Genomic DNA, 17,728 nt, shown 5'->3' with positions numbered 1-17,728 from the left:
CGAGTGGCATGAGGACGGTGGTCACAATGACGCTGCTGCGACAGAACCGCGAACTGAAAAAACTGGGAATCTGGAACTGGTCCCTGCCCGCCTTCGCCGGGAAATTACCAGACGGCCGCAACTACAACGCGTGCCCTTCAGCCGGAGTATGCGCGCAGGCCTGCTACGCCCGCAACGGCACCTACCTCTTCCCCCAGGTGAAAGCACGCCACCAGGACAACCTGCGCTGGACCATGGACGACCTGCCCGGCTGGCAGCACGCGATGCTGGCTGAGCTGTCGCGCAAGCGGTTCATCGACGCGTGGGTACGGATCCACGACAGCGGCGACTTCTACTCGCGCGCCTACCTCACGGCGTGGCTGGAGATCATGCGTGCCCGTCAGCGCACACGGTTCTACGCCTACACCAAGGAAGTCGCGGCGTTCCGGGAACTGGTCGAGCCGAACCCGCCACGGAACTTCTGGTGGGTCTACTCCTACGGCGGCACTCAAGACTCCACATTGGACCCGACCGTGGACCGGGTCGCCGACGTCTTTCCCGACGATCAGTCGATCGCCGCTGCGGGCTGGCACTCGCAAGAGGACTCCGACTTGCTGGCCGTGCTCGGACCGGCACCGGTCGGGATCTCGGCGAACAACATCGCGCGCTTCAAGGCCCGTCAAGCCGGGCGCCGGTGGAGCCGCTGGCAGGCCGGCGTCGATGCCGCCCGCGCCGCCCGCGGCACCAGCACCCGGTCGGCCGCAGCCACCGGCGATACCCGGCCGGGCGCGTCCGGAGACCCACGGTAGCGCGGACCGGGACCACGGCGGCCGCCTGCTGCTCAGCAGTGCGGGTCAGCTGCGACGCCGCCGTGGCCCCGGTCCGCGCTGTCACCGGCTCCACGACGTGCCCATCCGGGATGCCGAACCGCCGGGACCACGGCCCCGGCAACCGGATCGGCGCACCTTGCGATCGGAAGGACTCTGGAGATGTCGGACGAGTTGATGCAGTATCTGCGTGCGGTCGCGGAGGTTCTCGGCGAGCCGTGGCGCGCCGTCACGTCCCGCCGTGTCGGTGAGGACGCCGCGCTCATCGGCCCCGACGGCGGGTGGATCAGCGTGACCGTCTCCTACCGCGCGGAACGGACTCGCCTGGTGCTGGAAGCCTGGCTGGACTCCGAGCTCAGGCCTCATCAGCCCACCGGAATGGTCCGGCCGTCGGTGACCGTGGCGCGGGCCCGGCCCGCCGCCGCGGTCGGCAAGGACCTGGCCCGGCGGCTGATCCCGGACGTGGTCGAGCTGATCGCTGCAGCCCGGGATCTGGCGCATCGGCGGGCGTGCGACGCTGCCGACCTTTCCAGTGTTCTCGCCGCGGTCGGGGCGGGGTTCGGCACCACCCCGGTGGCCGGGGCGAACACCGTGTCGGTCGGGGCCTACGGTCAGCCGCTGTTCGCGACCGCGCAGGTGCTGCAGCCGTTCTGGCGTAGCCGTCAGCGGCGGGTGCGGTTCAGCATCGACGCCACCGTCGAGAACGCGCTCGCCGTGGCCGCGCTCGTCGGTGAACGCGCCGCCGCCGACCACGCCACGCCCGACAGCTGCCGCTGACCTTCGGCGCCGCAGCCCGCCGCACGCACCCGACTCCGGCGCCCTACTGGCGCCGGAGTCCCTTTTCTCGCTGGAAGGACGATGCCATGGAAGCCCTTACCCGTGTGGTCACCCTTGACGACTCCCGCGCCCGGATCGTCGACATCCGCGCCGACCTCGGCGTCGGCGACGCCGCGCTACGGGTGCACGGCCTCAGCCCGACGGTCTCGCGCGAGACCCGCGACCGGGTGCGCGCGGCCATCCGCAACAGTGGCCTGTCGTGGCCCGAGGGCGTCGTGCACCTGACCGCCTCCAGCGCGCACCCGCGCTCCGACGTCGATCTCGCCGCCGCGGCCGCGGCGGTGCTGGTCACCGAGGCCGTGCCGGCGCGGCGGCTGACCGCGACGGCGCTGATCGGCGAGCTCGGTCTCGACGGCACCGTCCGGCCGGTCCCCGACGTGCGGACGCGCGCGATCGCGGCCGCCGCGGCCGGGTTCACCCACCTGGTCGTGCCCGCCACCAACGCTGCCGAAGCCTGCGACGTCCCCGGCCTCACCACCGTCCCCGTCTCCTGCCTGAACGACCTGGTCAACTGGCTGCGCGGCGGACTCACCCCGGCCCAGCGGCCCGAGTCGCGCGAAGGAGCATCGCCTACCGCGTCGTGGACGCCTGAAGCCTGGGCCCGGCTGTCGCCCACGGCGGTCCGGGCCGCCGCGATCGCGGCGGCCGGCGGTCACCACACCCTGCACGTCGCGGCTCCCGGCACCCCGACCCTCCTGCTGCCACGGTTGATCCGGGCACTGATGGCCGACCTCACCGACACCGAAGCACTCGAGGTCAGCACGTGGCACTTCCTGGCCGGCGAACCTGCTCCTGACCGCAGCGAGCACCTCCGGCCACCCGGAGTTCCCCTGCTGCCCGACGACACGATCGCCACGGTAGCCGGATCACTCAGTCGCCCGGGACTGCCGACGCTTGCCCACCGCGGTGTCCTGACCGTCGAGGACCTCCCCGAGCTTTCCGCGCGCATCGTCGAAGTGCTGCGTCCGGCGCTGGAGAACGGCACGATCGGCATCACCTCCGCGGCAGGTGCCCAATCCCGCCCGGCCGGGGCACGCATGGTGTTCACCGCACGCGACTGCATCTGCGGCAGCGTCCGGGCCGAGAAGTGCCGCTGCAGCCTGGCGCAGCGGGCGCGTTACCTCGCCCGGATCCCGCAGTGGCTGCTCGACCGTGTCGACCTGTTCGTGCGGGAGGTCACCGTCGCCGAGCCCGATCCGTCGCTGCCGTCCCTGGAGTCAATGCGGGAGGACGTCGCCCGAGCCCGGGAACGCGCGCACAGCAGGTGGGGTGCCGCACCGGAACCCGGAGCCGAGATCGACTACACGAAAGCCATCGCCGGCCTTCCCGCCAACGCGGTACGAGAGCTGGAAGACGCGATCCGACACGGCCGGATCACCCCCCGAACCGCTGCGCGGTGCCTGCGGCTGGCCTGGACACGTGCCGACCTGGACGGTCGCGCGCACCCGGACATCGCCGACATCCGGCTGACCCTCTCCCACCGCAGCGGAATGCTTCGCCTGCTGCGGAATCCGGCTCCACGGTGAGCTGAAACAAGGAATGAGGGGCTAGCGAACCGGGGCATGATCCGAAGCTAAGAGCTAGCAAAGAGATGAGGAAAGTGTTGCTGCGCTGAGAAAAGCGGGTGCGGGTGGTCCGGTCGGGCCGACGCACTCTAGCGGAGCCTGGCGTCGGCGGCAGGCCCGCCCCCGTTCGCGGTCTCGGCGGCGGATGTGCAGGAAAGGGGCGGGCTTGCCGCCGACGCGGGCGGCCCCGCTCCGGCGAGTGCGTCCCGACCGGGACACCCGCACTCCACTCGTTCTCCACCGCACCATGGTGATGAAGAACTGGTGGAGTGCGGGGTTCGTGGCTGGTCACCGGATTCGTTTCCGGTGACCAGCCGGCCCGTGTGAAGGAGCCCTTCGTGACCAGCACGATGGATCTGCCGACCCAGCGCGACACCGACACCCCCACGACACCGGACACCGAGTCCACCACATCCGCTCTCGACAGCGCCGCCACCGACAGCGCCGCCACCGACCACACCACTGCCGCCGACACGTCACCCACCGACGTCGAGGACACCCCGCTCGAGGAGCTGTCCGACGAGGACCGCGCGGCGCTGCACGCGAAGTGGGACACCGAGGTCGACACCATCAAGCACGTCGACCCGCACAAGGTGCTGCTCGCCGACAACGTGCGCACCGCCAACGCCGAGGCCGACGAAGAGACGACAGCGAACTTCAAGACCCACGGCGTCAATACCGCGGCCAACGGCTACCGCGACTACGACACCGGCGCCATCGTGGTCACAGAAGGCCAGCGCCGCGTCCTCAACGCCCGCGAAGCCGGCTGCACGGTGCCGGTCTGGATGAAGACCCCGCCGCCGGCCGACCAGCGCAAGGCCACCATCGAGCGGATCGTCAACCAGTTCATCGAGAACGACCCCGCCCTGCGCAGGTCCCTGACCCTGGCCGACACCGCGCGCGCCCTGCAGCAGCTCGCCGCGTTCGACCTCAAACCCGCCGGGATCGCCCGCAAGCTCGCGCTGGGCAAGAAGGGCAAAGCCTACGTCGAGAACGTCCTGCAGGCCGGGCAGAGCGAACTGGCGCTCAAGGCCACCGAACGCTACGACCTGGATCTGCTGCAGGCCGCGGTCATCGCCGAGTTCGACGAAGCCGGCGACACCGACACGGCCAAGGAACTCATCCTCACCGCGCGTACGGCACCGAACAACTTCGCCCAGCTCGCCGAGCGCAAGCGCACCGAACGCGCGGACAAGCAGCGGCTCGCGGCCCTGACCGAGGACCTCACCGAGGAACTGACCGCCGCGGGCGTCACGTTCTTCGACGCGAGCCTGCCCGACAACCACGGGGACGCTCGCTCGCTGGACCGGCTGCGCCCCACCCCCGGCCACGAGCCCCACACCGCGCTGACCGCCGAAGACCACGCGTCCTGCCCGGGACACGGCGCCTGGATCGAGACCGACCACCACGACGAGCAGGGCAACCAGATCCCGGTGGCCGTCTACGGGTGCGCCGACTTCCTCGCCCACGGTCACGCCCTCAGTCACGCCCCGGCCGGCCGCGCGGACTTCACCCCCGCGGCCACCGGCACCACCGGCACCGGCACGTCCGGCGACCACGAGTCGTCCGACGACGAGGACGCAGCCGAGCAGACCGATGTGATCGCGGCCGCGCGCGCTGCCCAGGCCGCCGCCGAACTCGAGCGTCAGAAGGCGCGAATTATCCGCAAGTGGGTGATCCAGAACAACAAGGACTGGGACGCCGCCCAGACCCCGCGCCGGGAATGGCTGGCCGGGCTGCTGCAGCGCAAGACCGCGCCGCAGGGCGCGCAGCTGTTCCTCGCGCTGCAGAAGGCCGAAGGCGGCTACGCGCTGCGGCGCGCGTTCGAGCGCAACCACCCGCTGGCCATGACGCTGTTCGGCCTGCCGGACAGGGCCACGCTCGCCGACCTCACCGCCAAGATCGCCAAGGCCCCCACCGCGGGGAAAGCCACCCTCTACGACCTGGTCCTCACCCTCTGCGCGATCGAAGACGACCTGTCCCGCAACACCTGGCGCAGCCCGTGGGACTCGGCGCGGGCGTACATGGCCGCGATCATCGGCTGGGGCTACCCCGCCTCCGACGTCGAGCGCAAGGTGGTCGACCCGGAAACCGAGCAGGACGTCATCGCCGCACAGCTCGGTGACCTCGACAGGGACGCCATGAGCGACGGCGGCGCGAGCGCCGAGGGTACCGAGGGCCCGGACGGCGGCGGCGCCGAGGTCGAGGATCCCGCTGATGACCTCACCGCCGGGGTCGACGATGCCGACCCCGCGGGCACGGACGACCAGAGCGACACGGCGACCGACGGTACCGACGACGACGCCGGGACCGGTCAGGAGCCGGTCGAGCAGGACACCGAAGCCGAGGCGGAGCTGACCGGCGCCGCGATCTAGCCGCTCGGATCACCGCCGCACCCGGTTCCTCGCCAGGGGCGGGCCCGCGCACACAGCCGGGCCCGCCCCAGCTTCCTTCCCCGTCCTGTCGTCCTTGCCTCCCGCCGGGCTCACCGCCGGCCCCGCGGGTGAACGGAGTCCCTTCGATGCATCCGCACCTGCCTCCGGCCTTCGACAACATCCACCGCACCAGCACCTACGCCGCCGGGCACCACCCCATCTGGCCCCACGCCCCGCTCCCACCCGGCCCGGCGTGGACCCACGTCACCTGCCGCTGCGGCTGGGCCGAGATCGCCGAATCCCACCGCGACGCCCGCGTCCTGGCCCGCCACCACCGCCGCTACGCCGCCGACCACCCCGCCTACCTGCCCGGCACTGCGCTGCGCATCGGCGGCCGCACCCACCAGGCCGACGCCACCGGCACCCACGTCTGCACCACCGGCACCCGCCACGGCTGGGCCGTAGCCGACGGCATCGGCGACTACCCGCTCGCCGCCCACGCCGCCGGCAGCGCCGCTGCGACCGCCGCCTACGTCGCCGCCGGCCGCGGCGCCGCCGCCGGGCTGCTCGCCGCCACCGGCACCCTCGCCACCGTCCACACTGGCGACACCGTCATGGTCGTCGCCACCCCACTCCCGCCCGAACAGGGTGGCGGGTGGGACATCGCATGGGTCGGGGACTGCCGCGCCTACGAGTACAACCCCGACACCGGCGTCCTCACCCAGCTCACCGTCGACCACACCGAAGGTCAGCAACTCCGCGACAGCCTCGCCGAGCACTACCGGGACCGGCCGCAGAAACTCGAGGACCTGGCCGCCCGGCGGGACAACGTCGTCACCAGCTCCGTGGCCACCGCCGACCACGACTCCCTCGGCCACGTCACCACGACCGGGCCGCGCCGCCGGTTGCTGCTGACCAGCGACGGCGTCCACAAACCCGTGCCCCACGCCTCCCTCCTCCGCGCGGTCCGCACCTTCAGCGGCCCGGGCGCGTGCGCGAACCGGCTGACGCTCGCCGCGCGGTACTTCGGCGGCACCGACAACGCCGCCGCCATGGTCATCGACCCGATCCCGGCCCCGGTCGCGACCGAGCTGGTGCCATGACTGCGTCGGCACCGTCGCTGGTCACCACCACCGGCGCCCTGCTGAGAGCTGCGTTGGACGCAGCCGGGCGCGGGTGGCCGGTGTTCCCGCTCGCCCCGCGCAGCAAGCGCCCCGTCATTGCCGACTGGCAGCAGCGCGCCACCTGCGATCCCGACCGCATCCGCCGCTGGTGGCACCGCCACCCGATGCACAACGTCGGCATCGCCTGCGGGCCCGCGGCGCTGCTGGTGCTCGACCTCGACGCCGCCCACGGACCGATCCCCATCCCGTGGGCGCGCCGGGGTATCACCCACGGCCGGGACGTCCTGGCCCTGCTCGCCCAGCAGGCTGGCGAGCCCGACCCGGTGGATACGTTCACTGTCGCGACCCCGCGCGGCGGCGAGCACCGCTACTTCGCCCGGCCGCCCGGGTCGCGGCTGCGCAGCACCGTCGGCGCCCGCGGCCGCGGGCTCGGCTGGCACGTCGACACCCGCGGCCCCGGCACGCTCATCACCGCCCCGGGCTCCCTCGCCCTCGTCCACGGCGCCCTAGTGCCCTACGCCATCACGTGGGACCTTCCCGTCGCCGTCCTGCCCGGCTGGCTCGTCACCGCCCTCACCCCGCCACCGGCACCGCCACCGGCTGCACACCCGCCACCACCACTGCCGGTGACCAGCCGTCGGGTCACCGCCTACGTCCAGGCCGCCGTCGCCGCCGAGTGCCGCAACGTCGCCACCGCCACCGAAGGCCACCGCCACATCACCGTCTACGCCGCCGCAGCAGCCCTCGGCGAACTACTGGGCAACGGCTGGATCAGTGCCGCCGCGATCACCCAGCACCTCACCGCCGCCGCCCGACACCACCTCGGCGTCGCCGACTTCGACTCCCGCGAACTGGCCCGCACCATCCGCGACGGCATCGCCGCCGGCCGCGAAAACCCCCGCCTCCTCACCGACCGCCCCGCGCCCCGACACCGGCCGCAACCCGGTGCACGCTGACCGAAGGGATCCCGTCATGTCCGACACCGCACCGTCCGATCCCGACACCGCATCGCGCCTCACCTGGCTCTGGCAACGGAAACCGGACAGCACCGACCTGGAAAAGGCCCTCATTCCCGCCCACCTGATCCCCGCGGGCTGGCTGCCCATGCTCCAGCACCGCTACACCGAAGGCGACCGCATCGAATTCACCTGGGACGGAAAGCAACAACCGGGCACGGTCGTGCAAGACCAGGGCATGTGCCTGGCCATCACCGGTGAACGCCCCGGCTCGGGCTTCACCATCCACAAAACCGACGTCCGCCCGCACAACGGCGAACCCGCCGCACCGGCCGACCCGGTCATCGACACCGCGATCGACCCGCATCCCGACCCCATTGTCCGCCGGGAAGGCCACACCGCAACCGCGTACTGGAACCTCGGCCGCCCGAACGTCGAGGGCTGGCTGCCCCGGGCGCGCCTGCACATCGCCTTCCAGCCCGACATCGGTTTCGTCGCCACGCTCTCCAGCGTCGAAGAACACCATCAGGCCGGCGAACACCGCGAACGCCAGCGGCCGCTCGACCCGGTCGTGGTCCATCACCACCCCGCGCGCCGCCCCAGCCACCACGCCGTCCGCACCTGCCTGCGCGACGCCATCGACATCGTGATCTCCGAGGCCAGGCAACGCCAACCGGTGGTCTGCACCCACTTCGTGCCGATCCTCGGTGCCCAGCAAGAGAAGTAGCCAGCAGTCGAGTTCGCCAGGGCGCCGCGCGGTCTGCCCCGGTCACCAGAAAAGCACAGCGCGGCCCGGAACCCGCCACGGTGCCAAACCACCGTCACGCAGTCGCAGGCCCGGGCCGCGCTGTGCTCGCGAGGCCCCGTCCAGCCCGGCGGCCTCCTGCCGCCGGCGACCAACCGTCCCAGGAGGGCGCATGACGGAGCCGACGATCGCAATTCCGGCGGGATACCGCACGACCCACCTGCGCGGGCTGTGGGCCCACGCGGACTGCCGCGAATGCGGCGGAACCGGCGAGTTCCTGGTCAGCGACCGCGACGACCCCATCGAGCCGTGGGACCCCGACGAGCCCGCAACGTGGTACCCGCAGCCCTGCGACTGCCTGTGGTCACCGCCGCCGGAGATCTTGCGCGCGCTCGACGCGGCGCAGACCCGCCTGTGGCGACACCGGACGCGGATGCGTGAGGTGCTCGATGCGATCGGCCCACGGCAGGCCGGGGGCGCCTACTGGGACGCCTACTGGCATCGCCGGTACGTCGTCGAGTCCGTCGCCATCCGGTTCCGCGACGGTGACCTGACCGAACCGGGCTGGTCGATCACGATCCTCTGGGACAACGGTCAACGCTGCACCCACCGCACACCGTGGGATCCGCGCCACGACAGCACATCGTCCCCGGCACTCTCGCCCGGTCCAGCGCCGGCGCCGCCGGAACTGCGCTACCCCGGCACCGTCTGCAGGTGGCGCCGCTCCCGGTTCAGGCTCGTCCGCGCCGTTCACCGTCCGTTCTGTCGCTGCTGAAGGGAAACCCGATGTCCGATGCTTCTCTGCTCGAGGTCTCTGACCGCGCGGCCAGGTCTGCCACCCGTCACGCACCCGCGGCTGCAACAGCCGACCGCGCGCTCGGCGTCCTGCGCCACCGTGACGAACCGGTCCGCTGGCACGGACGCGACGAGACGACCCGCGAATACGTCCACCCGGGGCGCACCGTGATCGAGGTGCCGAACCGGCCCTGGCCGATCGAGCGCCCGGAGGACTGTGACGAGATGAGCAGACCTCCACCGGGCTCTGGTTCGACGCCACCGGCACACCGCAGCCCGACCTGGCCGGCCGCAGCGCGCTCGACGGCGTCGCACTGCTGTGCCGCCGATGCGGCCTGGACTGCACCTGAGACCCGCGAAAAGACACGATCACGTCCACTTGAGACACAAGCAGGTGAACCGATGCCCCACAACAGTCAGCCGCACGACCTCCCCGCCGACGTTCTCCGCGTCGACGAAGGACTGGTGTGCGGCGATGACCAGCCCTACTTCCCGGCCCAGCTCAGCGTGCCACAGGTCGCGGCCACCGACGAAACCGGCCGCCGCTTCTACGCCGTGACGCCGCGGTTTCGTCGTCTCGTCACCGAATGGGTCGCCATCACCGTCGAAGCCACCTCCGACCACCTGCGCTTCCGCTGGGACGGCGACGACCTGATCGTCATCGACGAAGATGCACGCGACGACGACTCCGATCCGACGAGCGGCCCCGCCGTCGAACGCATCCGGCCCGACGCCGACGGCCGATACACCTTCGCAACGTGGGTGTGGCACGTGCACGACCCCGCCACCGAACATCTCGACGACACCACGCACGCCGCATTGACCCTCCTGGCCACCGACGATCCGCAGCCGGCCGACCTCCTGATCCGCTACGTGGCCGGAAACACTTATCCCGCGACCGATCCGCAGACGCTACGGACCATCTGCCACCGACACCGGACCTCGGCGAATCCGCCCGAGGCACCGGCCCAAGACACAGACGTCAAGGAGGCGCACGATGAGTAACAACTACGCCGGGATCCCGGCGAGATGTGACGTCACACTGGCGCGCCCGGGCGACGAGGCGGGCCTCGAACTGCTCGCCGACGACGACTTCGCCCTCGTCCTGACCGATGCCCACAACGACACGGTGATCACCGTCGAAGGCACCCTCGCCGAACTGATCGCCTTCATGCACCGGGCTCAACAAGCACTGAGACAACAGGAGGAGCTTGGCGACGGCGGCCATCCGACGGGTCCCTGACCGCAGCCGCGAGCAGGCACTCCGGTCGGCGCGGACGACCGCCGCCAGCACAGCACACCCGGGTCCTCGGGCGCCGGCTTCTCCCGCCACGTCGCGTGAGTAGGTAGGCGCCCGAGGACCGCGGGCGTGCTCGGAAGGAGGGTTCACCCGCACCCGACCCGGAGGTACCCGTGACCACACCGACCGTCCACACCACACCGTCCGACGACCCCGACGCGGTATTCGCGCAGGCATGCCGGCTGATCGAAACCGAACTCGGCGGCCGCCGGCTCCCCACGGAAGCCCGAACCTGGCTCAGCGACCTCGCTCGCACCCGGCGGCACAAGACCGCGTTCATCACCGCGGTCTGGAACACCTGCTTCCCCTCCGGCGTCGTGGAAGCCTGCCGTGTCGTCGAAGCCGTCTACCCCCACCTCGACGCCGCCGGGCTCTGCACCGACGCCGCGCTCACCGCCGCCTGGAACATCCTCGAACCCGACGCGCACACCTGGCCCGAGCAACTGCGGCACGAGGCGCGCCGCATCACCGGCAAGTGCCTCAACCGCGCGCTCGCCGAGGCGAACACGGCGGTGGCCGACCATGCCTGAGCGTCGGTTGTGGTTCACCCCCTACGACTGGAGCCGCTCCTACGCGCTGCCCGAGTCGGTCGCCTGCAACATCCCCCACCGCGGCAGCCTCGACGGCTACGGCGCCTGGAACGTCGCACGCGGTGTCCTCGTCGAGCTGTGCCGCGCCCTGCCCGCGACACCAGTCTCGCTGCTCTACGACGAACCCGTGCAGCGCCGCAACCGGATGCGGGTAGCGATCCGGATCACCGCGCACGCCCGGCGCTGCGACGGGCAGGACGTGCGCGTGATCTACCGCAGCGAACGCACCGACGCCGAACCCTGGACGGAGTTCTGGAGCATCGCGGTCAACGGATTGATCCCGGCCTCCGGCCACGATGGCGTGCGGCCCTCGCCGCCATGGATCGCTCACATCGCCGCACAGACGCTGCACGCCGAACTCGGCCGCTGATCCGCAGCTCTTGCCGATCGCTGGTGTTCACGCCCGTGTACCCGGCCGGAAACGACACCCACCGTCGCTCCCACCCGCACCATTCGTCCACTGGTCACAGCGAGGTTTCCTGATGCCCGAACAGATCTACCTGACCGACGAGAATCTCTTGGCCGCCATCCCCGCCCTGCTCGGGTTCACCCCCACCAACTCCCTCGTGATCGTCGCCGCAGTCGAGCACACCGACGGCTCTGTCCGCCTCGGCCGCACCACCCGATTCGACCTCGACCTGGCCGTGCGACTGCCCCGCGTGGTCGTCGCGGACCTCAGCCGCGCGCTGGGCGACCAGCCGGTCCAGCGCCTCATCGGCGCCGTCGTCCACGACACCAGCGCCACCGATGACCTGCCCTACCGGTCTCAGCTTCACCAACTCGTTCACCAGCTGCACGAGTCCGGTTTCACCAGCATCGAGTTCCTGCATGTCCCCAGCTTCACCGCCGGTGCCACCTGGTCCTGCTACGACGCCGCTGATCACACCGGCACCCTGCCCGACCCGGCCGCCTCCCCGATCACCGCCGACCGCGTGATCAACGGCGACCGGATCTACAGCAACCGCGACGCCTTCCTGGCCCAGTTCGTTCCCGCGCCTGCCGACATCCGCACCTGCATCGCAGCCCTGGCCGACCCGATCGCCGAGGACGTCCAGGCCGAGGAACTCGCCGGTGACCTTCCGCGGCTGCGCCGCCGCCTGCAGCTGATCGACGATGCTGTCACCGCCGCCACCCACGGCCGGCTCCCCACCGACCATCACGAGATCGCCGAACTGATCGCCGCCCTGTCCAGCTTTCTCCTCCGCGACATCCACCTCATCCAGGACACCGAGCAACGATGCGGAGCGGCCCAGTCACTGTGGCTGCACCTGTGGCGACACGCGCCAGCCCGCTACGCGCCCACAATGACCGCTCTGACCGCCGTCACGGCCTACCTGCGCAAGGACGGCAGCGTCGCCGGCCTCATCATCCAGCGCGATCCGCGCCCCACCAAGCTCAGCCAGCTGGTACGCCGATGGATACGCGAAGGCGCCGAATTCACGGCCCCGCACACAAGCATCGCCGACGTCGCACAGCAACTGCGAACAGCACTGACCGAATCCACCGAGCGCTGATACCAGCAGAACACGAAGGGATCGGCCTGGGGCCTCGTGGCGCCCTGGGAGATAGCGGCAACGAGCAGTCGCGAAGTTCGTCCGCGGGCTCGTTGCCGCGATCTTCCCGTCGCGCAGGGCGTCGAGAGCACAGCACCCACACGCGCGCGGTGCCTGCCCGCCGATCGTCACCGGACGCTGCGCTCGACCACCCGCGTGCACACGCTGCGCACCAAACGCGGCCGCAAATCCGCGATCCGGTCCCCACCCAACAACCCGTGCTTCCCCCTTATCGAAAGGACGTTCGTCGATGCCGCTCACTCCCGCCGACACCACCACCATCGTCGCCAGCATCCCGGCGCTGATCGGGTTCATTCCCGAGAACTCCCTGGTGCTGATCACCACACTCACCAACGACGACGGCACGGTCACCACCGGCCCGCTGGCTCGAATCGAGCTTCCCCACCTCACCGACCATGCCGACGACTGCGCGCGGCAGTTCAGCCGGCAATGCGGCGACGTGCCAGTCTTCTGCGTCGCCGGGATCGTCGTCTGCGCCGTCGACGGCGGGACCACCGGCCACGACTCGCTGCCGCTGCGCACCGACGTCGACACCCTGGTCGCTCGACTGGCCGAGCACGGATTCACCAACGTCGACATCGTCCACGTACCGGCGATCGCCAAGGGCGCGCGGTGGCGCTCCTACCTCGACGCCGACCACACCGGTGTCCTACCCGACCCCGCGGCGACCGCGGCCGCGGTCGCCGCCGTCGCTGCCGGACACACCATCGCCGCCCGCCGCGAAGACCTCGCCGCCCGGTTCACGCCCGCGCCCGGGCCCCTGTGCGCACGTCTGCAGCCCCGCATCGCCGACGCCGTCGAATCCGCCGTCATCGACAAACACTGGCATCTGGCCGCACGTGTCCGTCTGGATCGCGCCGACGCCGCGATCCGCGCCGCCGGCGAAGGCCAACTGCCCACCGATGACACCGCCATCGTCGATCTCGCCGCGACCTTCGCCGTGCCCGCGTTCCGCGACGCCTTGCTCGCCGTTCCCGACGACACGGCGCGCCTGGCCGCCGAGAACCTGGTCCTGCACCTGTGGCGCCACAGCTGCGATCCCATCGCCAGCCAGCTGGCCACCGTCATCGCGGTGCATGCCTACCTGCGTGGCGACGGAACCCTCGCGCGGATCGCACTCGAGCACGCCGACCCCGAAGAGCCCCTGGCGGTAGTGCTCTCCACCATGCTCGGCCATGCTGTCGCTCCGTCGAAGATCCACGAGCTGATCCAGAACGCCAGCGCCGCCGCACGGCGCACGCTGCTGCGCGAGCCCGCGCTCGGCCAACCATGACGCCCACCACCCTCACTGTTCGCGCCGGGCGCCCGGGCGGTGCGGCGCCAGGGCAGCTGCCCGCTGCCCGGTTGTCTGCCACACGCACGGGATCGTCGCAGATGGTGACGCGATGGGGAGAGGGTGTCACCGGCGGCGGCCTCGCCCGGCTCGCCGGGCCGTGGATCGCCCGAAGGTAAGCACACCCCGGCCGGGGGCAGTGCGTCCCCGAAGACCGGCCCGATCCGCCCGGGTGAACCAGCCCCTCCACCTGCCGAGCCCCGACGCCAGTCGAGCAGCGGGCTGGTTCACACCGGGCGGATGAGCCGGGCCGGGGACGTCGCCTCACGGCGACCCCCGGCCGCCGCGTGCTCAGGCTGTGCCGCGTTCCACACCCCGACGAGCACCAGGGAGGCCACCATGGCCGGCGACACCACCATCACCATCATCGGCAACCTCACCGCCGACCCCGAACTGCGCTACACCCAGACCGGCGCGGCGGTCGCGAACTTCACCGTCGCCTCCACCCCGCGCACCCTCAACCGCGCCACCGGCGAATGGGAGGACGGCGAAGCGCTGTTCATGCGCTGCACCATCTGGAAGCAGGCCGCCGAGAACGTCGCCGAGTCCCTGACCCGCGGCGCCCGCGTCGTCGTCCAGGGCCGCCTCCAGCAGCGCTCATTCCAGACCAAGGAAGGCGAGAAGCGCACCGTGATCGAGCTGACCGTCGACGAGATCGGCCCGTCGCTGCGCTACGCCACCGCCACCATCACCAAGAACGGGAAGACCGCGCCCACGACGGTGAACCCGGACCTGGCCACCAGCACGCCCGCCACCCCGGCCGGCGATCTGTGGGGCCCGGCCACCGAACAGGAGCTGGTCGGCGCCAACGCCGGCGGGCACAGCGACACCCCGCCGTTCTGATGAAACCCGGTGTCCGGCCGGACCTTCCCCTCCGGCCGGACACCACCCCGAAGGCCGGGGCCAGCCTCACGGCTGGCCCCGGCCTTTCTCCAGCCCCACCACGCCCGGAGCCCACCATGCCCACCACCGACAACACGCGTGCATCCACGACAGCCACCGATCCGACGCCAACCTGCCTCGCACACGCACAGCGAATGCTCGCCCTGGCCAGGAAATCACCCTCTGGGGTGGTCGAATCTCCTTACGCTCGAAGCATGAGCATTCGTTACGGCGTCACGATCCCCCGCCTCGTCCTCGCCGGAGGGACCGGCGTCTACCTCGGCATCCAGCCCTTCGGCTACATCGGACTCATCACCACGGTCTTCACCGACCCCGCCAGCCTGCTCGCTGTACCCGGCGCGCTCCTGTCCGGTGCGCTCATCGGATGCCTCGTCGCCTATCTCAGCCGCCACCGGATCAAGCCCAAGCTCGACCGCACCCAGCGGTACCGGATCGCCGCCATCCTCGGCGCCCTCACGCTGCCCGGCTACCTCTTCGTCGCGCACTTCCCCGGCGCCCATGGCGACGGCGCCGGGAACCGCTGGGTCATCGGCTTCGCGCTCTGCTGCGGCGTCGCCGCCATGGTCGTGTACTACCAGCGGCGCAAACGCCAGACGCTGGCCCGCCACGCCCGGCGCCTCGCCCAACAGCAGGCCACCCAACAGCCTGCGACACCCTGAACCACAAGTGCACGGCTCACGACGCCGTCGTGGCAGACCATCACCCAGCCTCACCAGGCGAATCCAGTGCCGCGCCATCGGCCATCGCTGCCGCTCCGTCAGCCACCGTCGCCTCGAAATCCGCGGCAGCGGTTGCCTCCCCCGGCATAGCCGCATTCTCGTGGTCAACCATGGCTGTCCCCGCCGCGGCGTCGGCGGGCACGGCGCGCGCTGCTTCCCGCGCCAGCGCCGTCACCATCTTCGCCGAGATCCCGAGCAACGCCGCCGTGTCGGCCACGCCGACATCCGAGCTGCGGATCTGCGCGACCGACGTCGCCATCACCGACCGCCACTCGGCGATCTCCATCTCCGCGTCCGCGCGCACCTGCTCCACCAGCCGCTCGCACTCCGCGACCTTCATCGCCCGCTGCCGGTCCAGCTCCGCAAGCTTCCGCGCCAACTGCGCCTCGACAGCGGCAATGCGATCCTCGCGCCGCCGCTCCGCTACCTCGACGGCGGTCACCGCCTCCGCGAACGGACCCAGCGCCGCGTCCACCCGGCGCTCCTTCTCCCGCTCACGTTCCAGCTGCGCCACCCGGCGCTGCCGCGCCGTCTCCAGCCGCTCCAGCGTCGCCGATGACCGGCGCTTCCGCCGCGAACGAGTGATCCTGCGTTCAACCATCACGAACCTCCCGCGTGGGGAGGGCGCCACCTCAGGCTACCGGCGACACGACCAGCGCATCGCCACCCCGGCACACCGCAGCAGCTATCGTCGAATCCCGTCGCGCCGCCAAACCCTCCCGGTCGGGCCAGCGGCACGACAGACCCAGGGAGCCGCCATGACCGCCGAGCCGCACCGGACGCACCCGTGCCGCCAGTGCCCCCGGCGCCGCGACGCCGACCTCACCGCCTTCAGCGACGCCGACATGGCCAAGCTCACCAACGCCAACGGCACCACCGGCTCCGAAGCCGACACCGGTGCTCCCGCCATGTCCTGTCACATCGACCAACCCGACACCGCACACCCCATGCGGCTGTGCGCCGGCTGGCTCGCCGTCGTCGGCCGCAACCACCTCGCAATCCGGATCGCCATGCTCGCCGGGACGCTCCCACCCGACGCCGTCACCGCCGCACCCGACTGGCCAGCCCTGCACCCCAGCCTCGAAGCGCTGCTCACCGAACGAGCCCGCCAGCAGGCCGAGCAGCCCCAGCCAACAGCCGCGGAACAACCGGCCCCGCCGACGCCGCCCACGCACCACTACCCTGTCCTCCGAACACCTGCAAGGGAGCGCTGAGCGTGCCGAACCCGACCGACGACGACGCCACACCCACCGGTGCCGACATCCTCGCCGTCCAGGACGGAGCCGACGGCTGGGGCGTCATCACCGTCGCCGCATCCGCCGACGCCTACCGAGCCAGCCCCTGCGCACGCTGCCCCTGGCTACGCGACTCACCGGTCGGGGCATTCCCACCCGACGTGTTCCGCCACGCCGCACGCACCACCTACGACCTCGCCACTCACAAGTTCGGCTGCCACTCCAGCACCCCCGAGCAGCCCAAAACCTGTGCCGGGTTCCTGCTGCGCGGCGCCGCCCACAACCTGTCGGTCCGCCTCTACGGCCCCGACGTCACCACCGCCGTCACCAGCGACCGCCCGCTCTACGACAACTACCGCGAGATGGCCATCGCCAACGGCGTCGACCCCGAAGATCCCAGCATCGCCCCGTGCCGCGACAGCCGCTCCTACCTCGACGAGACCGCCGCGCCCTCCACCCCCGAGCCCAGCCCGCCAGCCCAGCTGACCCTTGCGCGTGCCACCCGCATCATCCGCGACTTCATCGTCGCCAGCGTCGGCGCCGACCACGGCGACGAGATGACCAGCCAAGCCCGGTTCCTCGCCGGCCGCCTCGCCGCTCACGGCCTCCTCGCACACGCCACCACCGCGCCCTACGCCGCGGTGGAGACACCACGTGCTGTCATCCGCGCGTTCATCGTCGACTCCGTCGGCGAAGACACCGGCGACGACATGACAGAGCAGGCCGAGCAACTGCGCCACCAGCTCGCCGCCGCCGGACTCCTCACCAGCGCCGCCGACGAGCCCAGCCCGATCACACCGTAGAACTTCGCGCGCCTCGCGGGCCTAGAGTCTTGCCTGCCCGCGCAGGGGCACAGCCGTCATAGCCGCGC

At 71.4% G+C, this 17,728-nt stretch carries 19 protein-coding genes; 18 read left to right on the top strand and 1 reads right to left on the bottom strand.

The annotated features are described in order from the left end of the window. The first annotated feature begins 26 nt into the window (after nt 1-26). The 16 genes from QP939_RS28450 (at nt 27) to QP939_RS28375 (ending at nt 15,562) form a co-directional block, all read left to right on the top strand. A complete protein-coding gene (locus QP939_RS28450) occupies nt 27-788 on the top strand; it encodes a GP88 family protein (protein WP_285449279.1) in 762 nt (253 codons plus the stop codon). Between the two features lie 180 nt (nt 789-968). Next, a complete protein-coding gene (locus tag QP939_RS28445) occupies nt 969-1,583 on the top strand; it encodes a hypothetical protein (protein WP_285449278.1) in 615 nt (204 codons plus the stop codon). A gap of 86 nt (nt 1,584-1,669) precedes the next feature. Beyond that, nucleotides 1,670-3,169 carry an ATP-binding protein gene (locus QP939_RS28440; protein WP_285449277.1) on the top strand — a complete coding sequence of 500 codons (1,500 nt, stop codon included), beginning with the start codon at nt 1,670-1,672 and terminating at the stop codon, nt 3,167-3,169. Between the two features lie 377 nt (nt 3,170-3,546). Then, nucleotides 3,547-5,583 carry a ParB/RepB/Spo0J family partition protein gene (locus QP939_RS28435; RefSeq protein WP_285449276.1) on the top strand — a complete coding sequence of 679 codons (2,037 nt, stop codon included), beginning with the start codon at nt 3,547-3,549 and terminating at the stop codon, nt 5,581-5,583. 146 nt (nt 5,584-5,729) lie between these two features. Then, on the top strand, nt 5,730-6,686 hold the full coding sequence (locus QP939_RS28430; protein WP_285449275.1) for a PP2C family protein-serine/threonine phosphatase: 957 nt from the start codon (nt 5,730-5,732) through the stop codon (nt 6,684-6,686). Then, nucleotides 6,683-7,663: a bifunctional DNA primase/polymerase gene (locus QP939_RS28425; protein WP_285449274.1), complete on the top strand. Its 981-nt coding sequence runs from the start codon at nt 6,683-6,685 to the stop codon at nt 7,661-7,663. The genes QP939_RS28430 and QP939_RS28425 overlap by 4 nt, the downstream gene beginning before the upstream one ends. A 16-nt stretch (nt 7,664-7,679) precedes the next feature. Then, nucleotides 7,680-8,390 (top strand): hypothetical protein, encoded by a 711-nt coding sequence (locus QP939_RS28420; protein ID WP_285449273.1) that lies wholly within the window; start codon nt 7,680-7,682, stop codon nt 8,388-8,390. Nucleotides 8,391-8,580: 190 nt separating this feature from the next. Next, entirely contained in the window at nt 8,581-9,183 is a 603-nt protein-coding gene (locus QP939_RS28415; protein ID WP_285449272.1) for a hypothetical protein, read from the top strand. Between the two features lie 11 nt (nt 9,184-9,194). Beyond that, nucleotides 9,195-10,208: a hypothetical protein gene (locus QP939_RS28410; protein ID WP_285449271.1), complete on the top strand. Its 1,014-nt coding sequence runs from the start codon at nt 9,195-9,197 to the stop codon at nt 10,206-10,208. Beyond that, nucleotides 10,201-10,446 (top strand): hypothetical protein, encoded by a 246-nt coding sequence (locus QP939_RS28405; protein ID WP_285449270.1) that lies wholly within the window; start codon nt 10,201-10,203, stop codon nt 10,444-10,446. The genes QP939_RS28410 and QP939_RS28405 overlap by 8 nt, the downstream gene beginning before the upstream one ends. Before the next feature lie 170 nt (nt 10,447-10,616). Further along, nucleotides 10,617-11,033 carry a hypothetical protein gene (locus tag QP939_RS28400; protein ID WP_285449269.1) on the top strand — a complete coding sequence of 139 codons (417 nt, stop codon included), beginning with the start codon at nt 10,617-10,619 and terminating at the stop codon, nt 11,031-11,033. Continuing rightward, a complete protein-coding gene (locus QP939_RS28395; RefSeq protein ID WP_285449268.1) occupies nt 11,026-11,463 on the top strand; it encodes a hypothetical protein in 438 nt (145 codons plus the stop codon). The genes QP939_RS28400 and QP939_RS28395 overlap by 8 nt, the downstream gene beginning before the upstream one ends. A 112-nt stretch (nt 11,464-11,575) precedes the next feature. Beyond that, a complete protein-coding gene (locus QP939_RS28390) occupies nt 11,576-12,607 on the top strand; it encodes a DUF4192 domain-containing protein (protein ID WP_285449267.1) in 1,032 nt (343 codons plus the stop codon). Nucleotides 12,608-12,896: 289 nt separating this feature from the next. Next, nucleotides 12,897-13,940, top strand: a complete 1,044-nt coding sequence (locus tag QP939_RS28385) for a DUF4192 domain-containing protein (RefSeq protein WP_285449266.1) — start codon at nt 12,897-12,899, stop codon at nt 13,938-13,940. A gap of 399 nt (nt 13,941-14,339) precedes the next feature. Beyond that, the gene (locus QP939_RS28380; RefSeq protein ID WP_285449265.1) at nt 14,340-14,843 is read left to right on the top strand and encodes a single-stranded DNA-binding protein; all 504 of its coding nucleotides are present in this window, start codon (nt 14,340-14,342) and stop codon (nt 14,841-14,843) included. Nucleotides 14,844-15,097: 254 nt separating this feature from the next. Further along, a complete protein-coding gene (locus QP939_RS28375) occupies nt 15,098-15,562 on the top strand; it encodes a hypothetical protein (protein ID WP_285449264.1) in 465 nt (154 codons plus the stop codon). A 40-nt stretch (nt 15,563-15,602) separates the two neighbouring features. Here QP939_RS28375 and QP939_RS28370 read toward each other — a convergent pair whose 3' ends face one another. After that, nucleotides 15,603-16,223: a hypothetical protein gene (locus QP939_RS28370; protein ID WP_285449263.1), complete on the bottom strand. Its 621-nt coding sequence runs from the start codon at nt 16,221-16,223 to the stop codon at nt 15,603-15,605. Nucleotides 16,224-16,380: 157 nt separating this feature from the next. Between QP939_RS28370 and QP939_RS28365 the strand changes: the two genes are divergently transcribed. Then, complete coding sequence (locus tag QP939_RS28365) at nt 16,381-16,836, top strand: DUF6283 family protein (protein WP_285449262.1); 456 nt, start codon at nt 16,381-16,383, stop codon at nt 16,834-16,836. Between the two features lie 2 nt (nt 16,837-16,838). Further along, nucleotides 16,839-17,660, top strand: a complete 822-nt coding sequence (locus QP939_RS28360) for a DUF6283 family protein (RefSeq protein WP_285449261.1) — start codon at nt 16,839-16,841, stop codon at nt 17,658-17,660. Nucleotides 17,661-17,728 lie beyond the last annotated feature (68 nt).

It is taken from the genome of Amycolatopsis nalaikhensis, assembly GCF_030264295.1.
In the GTDB taxonomy this organism is placed as follows: domain Bacteria; phylum Actinomycetota; class Actinomycetes; order Mycobacteriales; family Pseudonocardiaceae; genus Amycolatopsis; species Amycolatopsis nalaikhensis.
Note: the sequence above shows the minus strand (reverse complement) of the source record. Positions and strands in the feature narration are given on the sequence as shown.

What these genes read in the sequence shown, in the direction of transcription:
- QP939_RS28450 (WP_285449279.1), top strand. Translation starts at nt 27, where the DNA reads ATGACGCTGCTGCGACAGAACCGCGAACTGAAAAAACTGGGAATCTGG.
- QP939_RS28420 (WP_285449273.1), top strand. Translation starts at nt 7,680, where the DNA reads ATGTCCGACACCGCACCGTCCGATCCCGACACCGCATCGCGCCTCACC.
- QP939_RS28405 (WP_285449270.1), top strand. Translation starts at nt 10,201, where the DNA reads ATGAGTAACAACTACGCCGGGATCCCGGCGAGATGTGACGTCACACTG.
- QP939_RS28380 (WP_285449265.1), top strand. Translation starts at nt 14,340, where the DNA reads ATGGCCGGCGACACCACCATCACCATCATCGGCAACCTCACCGCCGAC.
- QP939_RS28375 (WP_285449264.1), top strand. Translation starts at nt 15,098, where the DNA reads ATGAGCATTCGTTACGGCGTCACGATCCCCCGCCTCGTCCTCGCCGGA.
- QP939_RS28370 (WP_285449263.1), bottom strand. Translation starts at nt 16,223, where the DNA reads ATGGTTGAACGCAGGATCACTCGTTCGCGGCGGAAGCGCCGGTCATCG.
- QP939_RS28385 (WP_285449266.1), top strand. Translation starts at nt 12,897, where the DNA reads ATGCCGCTCACTCCCGCCGACACCACCACCATCGTCGCCAGCATCCCG.
- QP939_RS28445 (WP_285449278.1), top strand. Translation starts at nt 969, where the DNA reads ATGTCGGACGAGTTGATGCAGTATCTGCGTGCGGTCGCGGAGGTTCTC.
- QP939_RS28440 (WP_285449277.1), top strand. Translation starts at nt 1,670, where the DNA reads ATGGAAGCCCTTACCCGTGTGGTCACCCTTGACGACTCCCGCGCCCGG.
- QP939_RS28430 (WP_285449275.1), top strand. Translation starts at nt 5,730, where the DNA reads ATGCATCCGCACCTGCCTCCGGCCTTCGACAACATCCACCGCACCAGC.
- QP939_RS28390 (WP_285449267.1), top strand. Translation starts at nt 11,576, where the DNA reads ATGCCCGAACAGATCTACCTGACCGACGAGAATCTCTTGGCCGCCATC.
- QP939_RS28410 (WP_285449271.1), top strand. Translation starts at nt 9,195, where the DNA reads ATGTCCGATGCTTCTCTGCTCGAGGTCTCTGACCGCGCGGCCAGGTCT.
- QP939_RS28365 (WP_285449262.1), top strand. Translation starts at nt 16,381, where the DNA reads ATGACCGCCGAGCCGCACCGGACGCACCCGTGCCGCCAGTGCCCCCGG.
- QP939_RS28415 (WP_285449272.1), top strand. Translation starts at nt 8,581, where the DNA reads ATGACGGAGCCGACGATCGCAATTCCGGCGGGATACCGCACGACCCAC.
- QP939_RS28425 (WP_285449274.1), top strand. Translation starts at nt 6,683, where the DNA reads ATGACTGCGTCGGCACCGTCGCTGGTCACCACCACCGGCGCCCTGCTG.
- QP939_RS28395 (WP_285449268.1), top strand. Translation starts at nt 11,026, where the DNA reads ATGCCTGAGCGTCGGTTGTGGTTCACCCCCTACGACTGGAGCCGCTCC.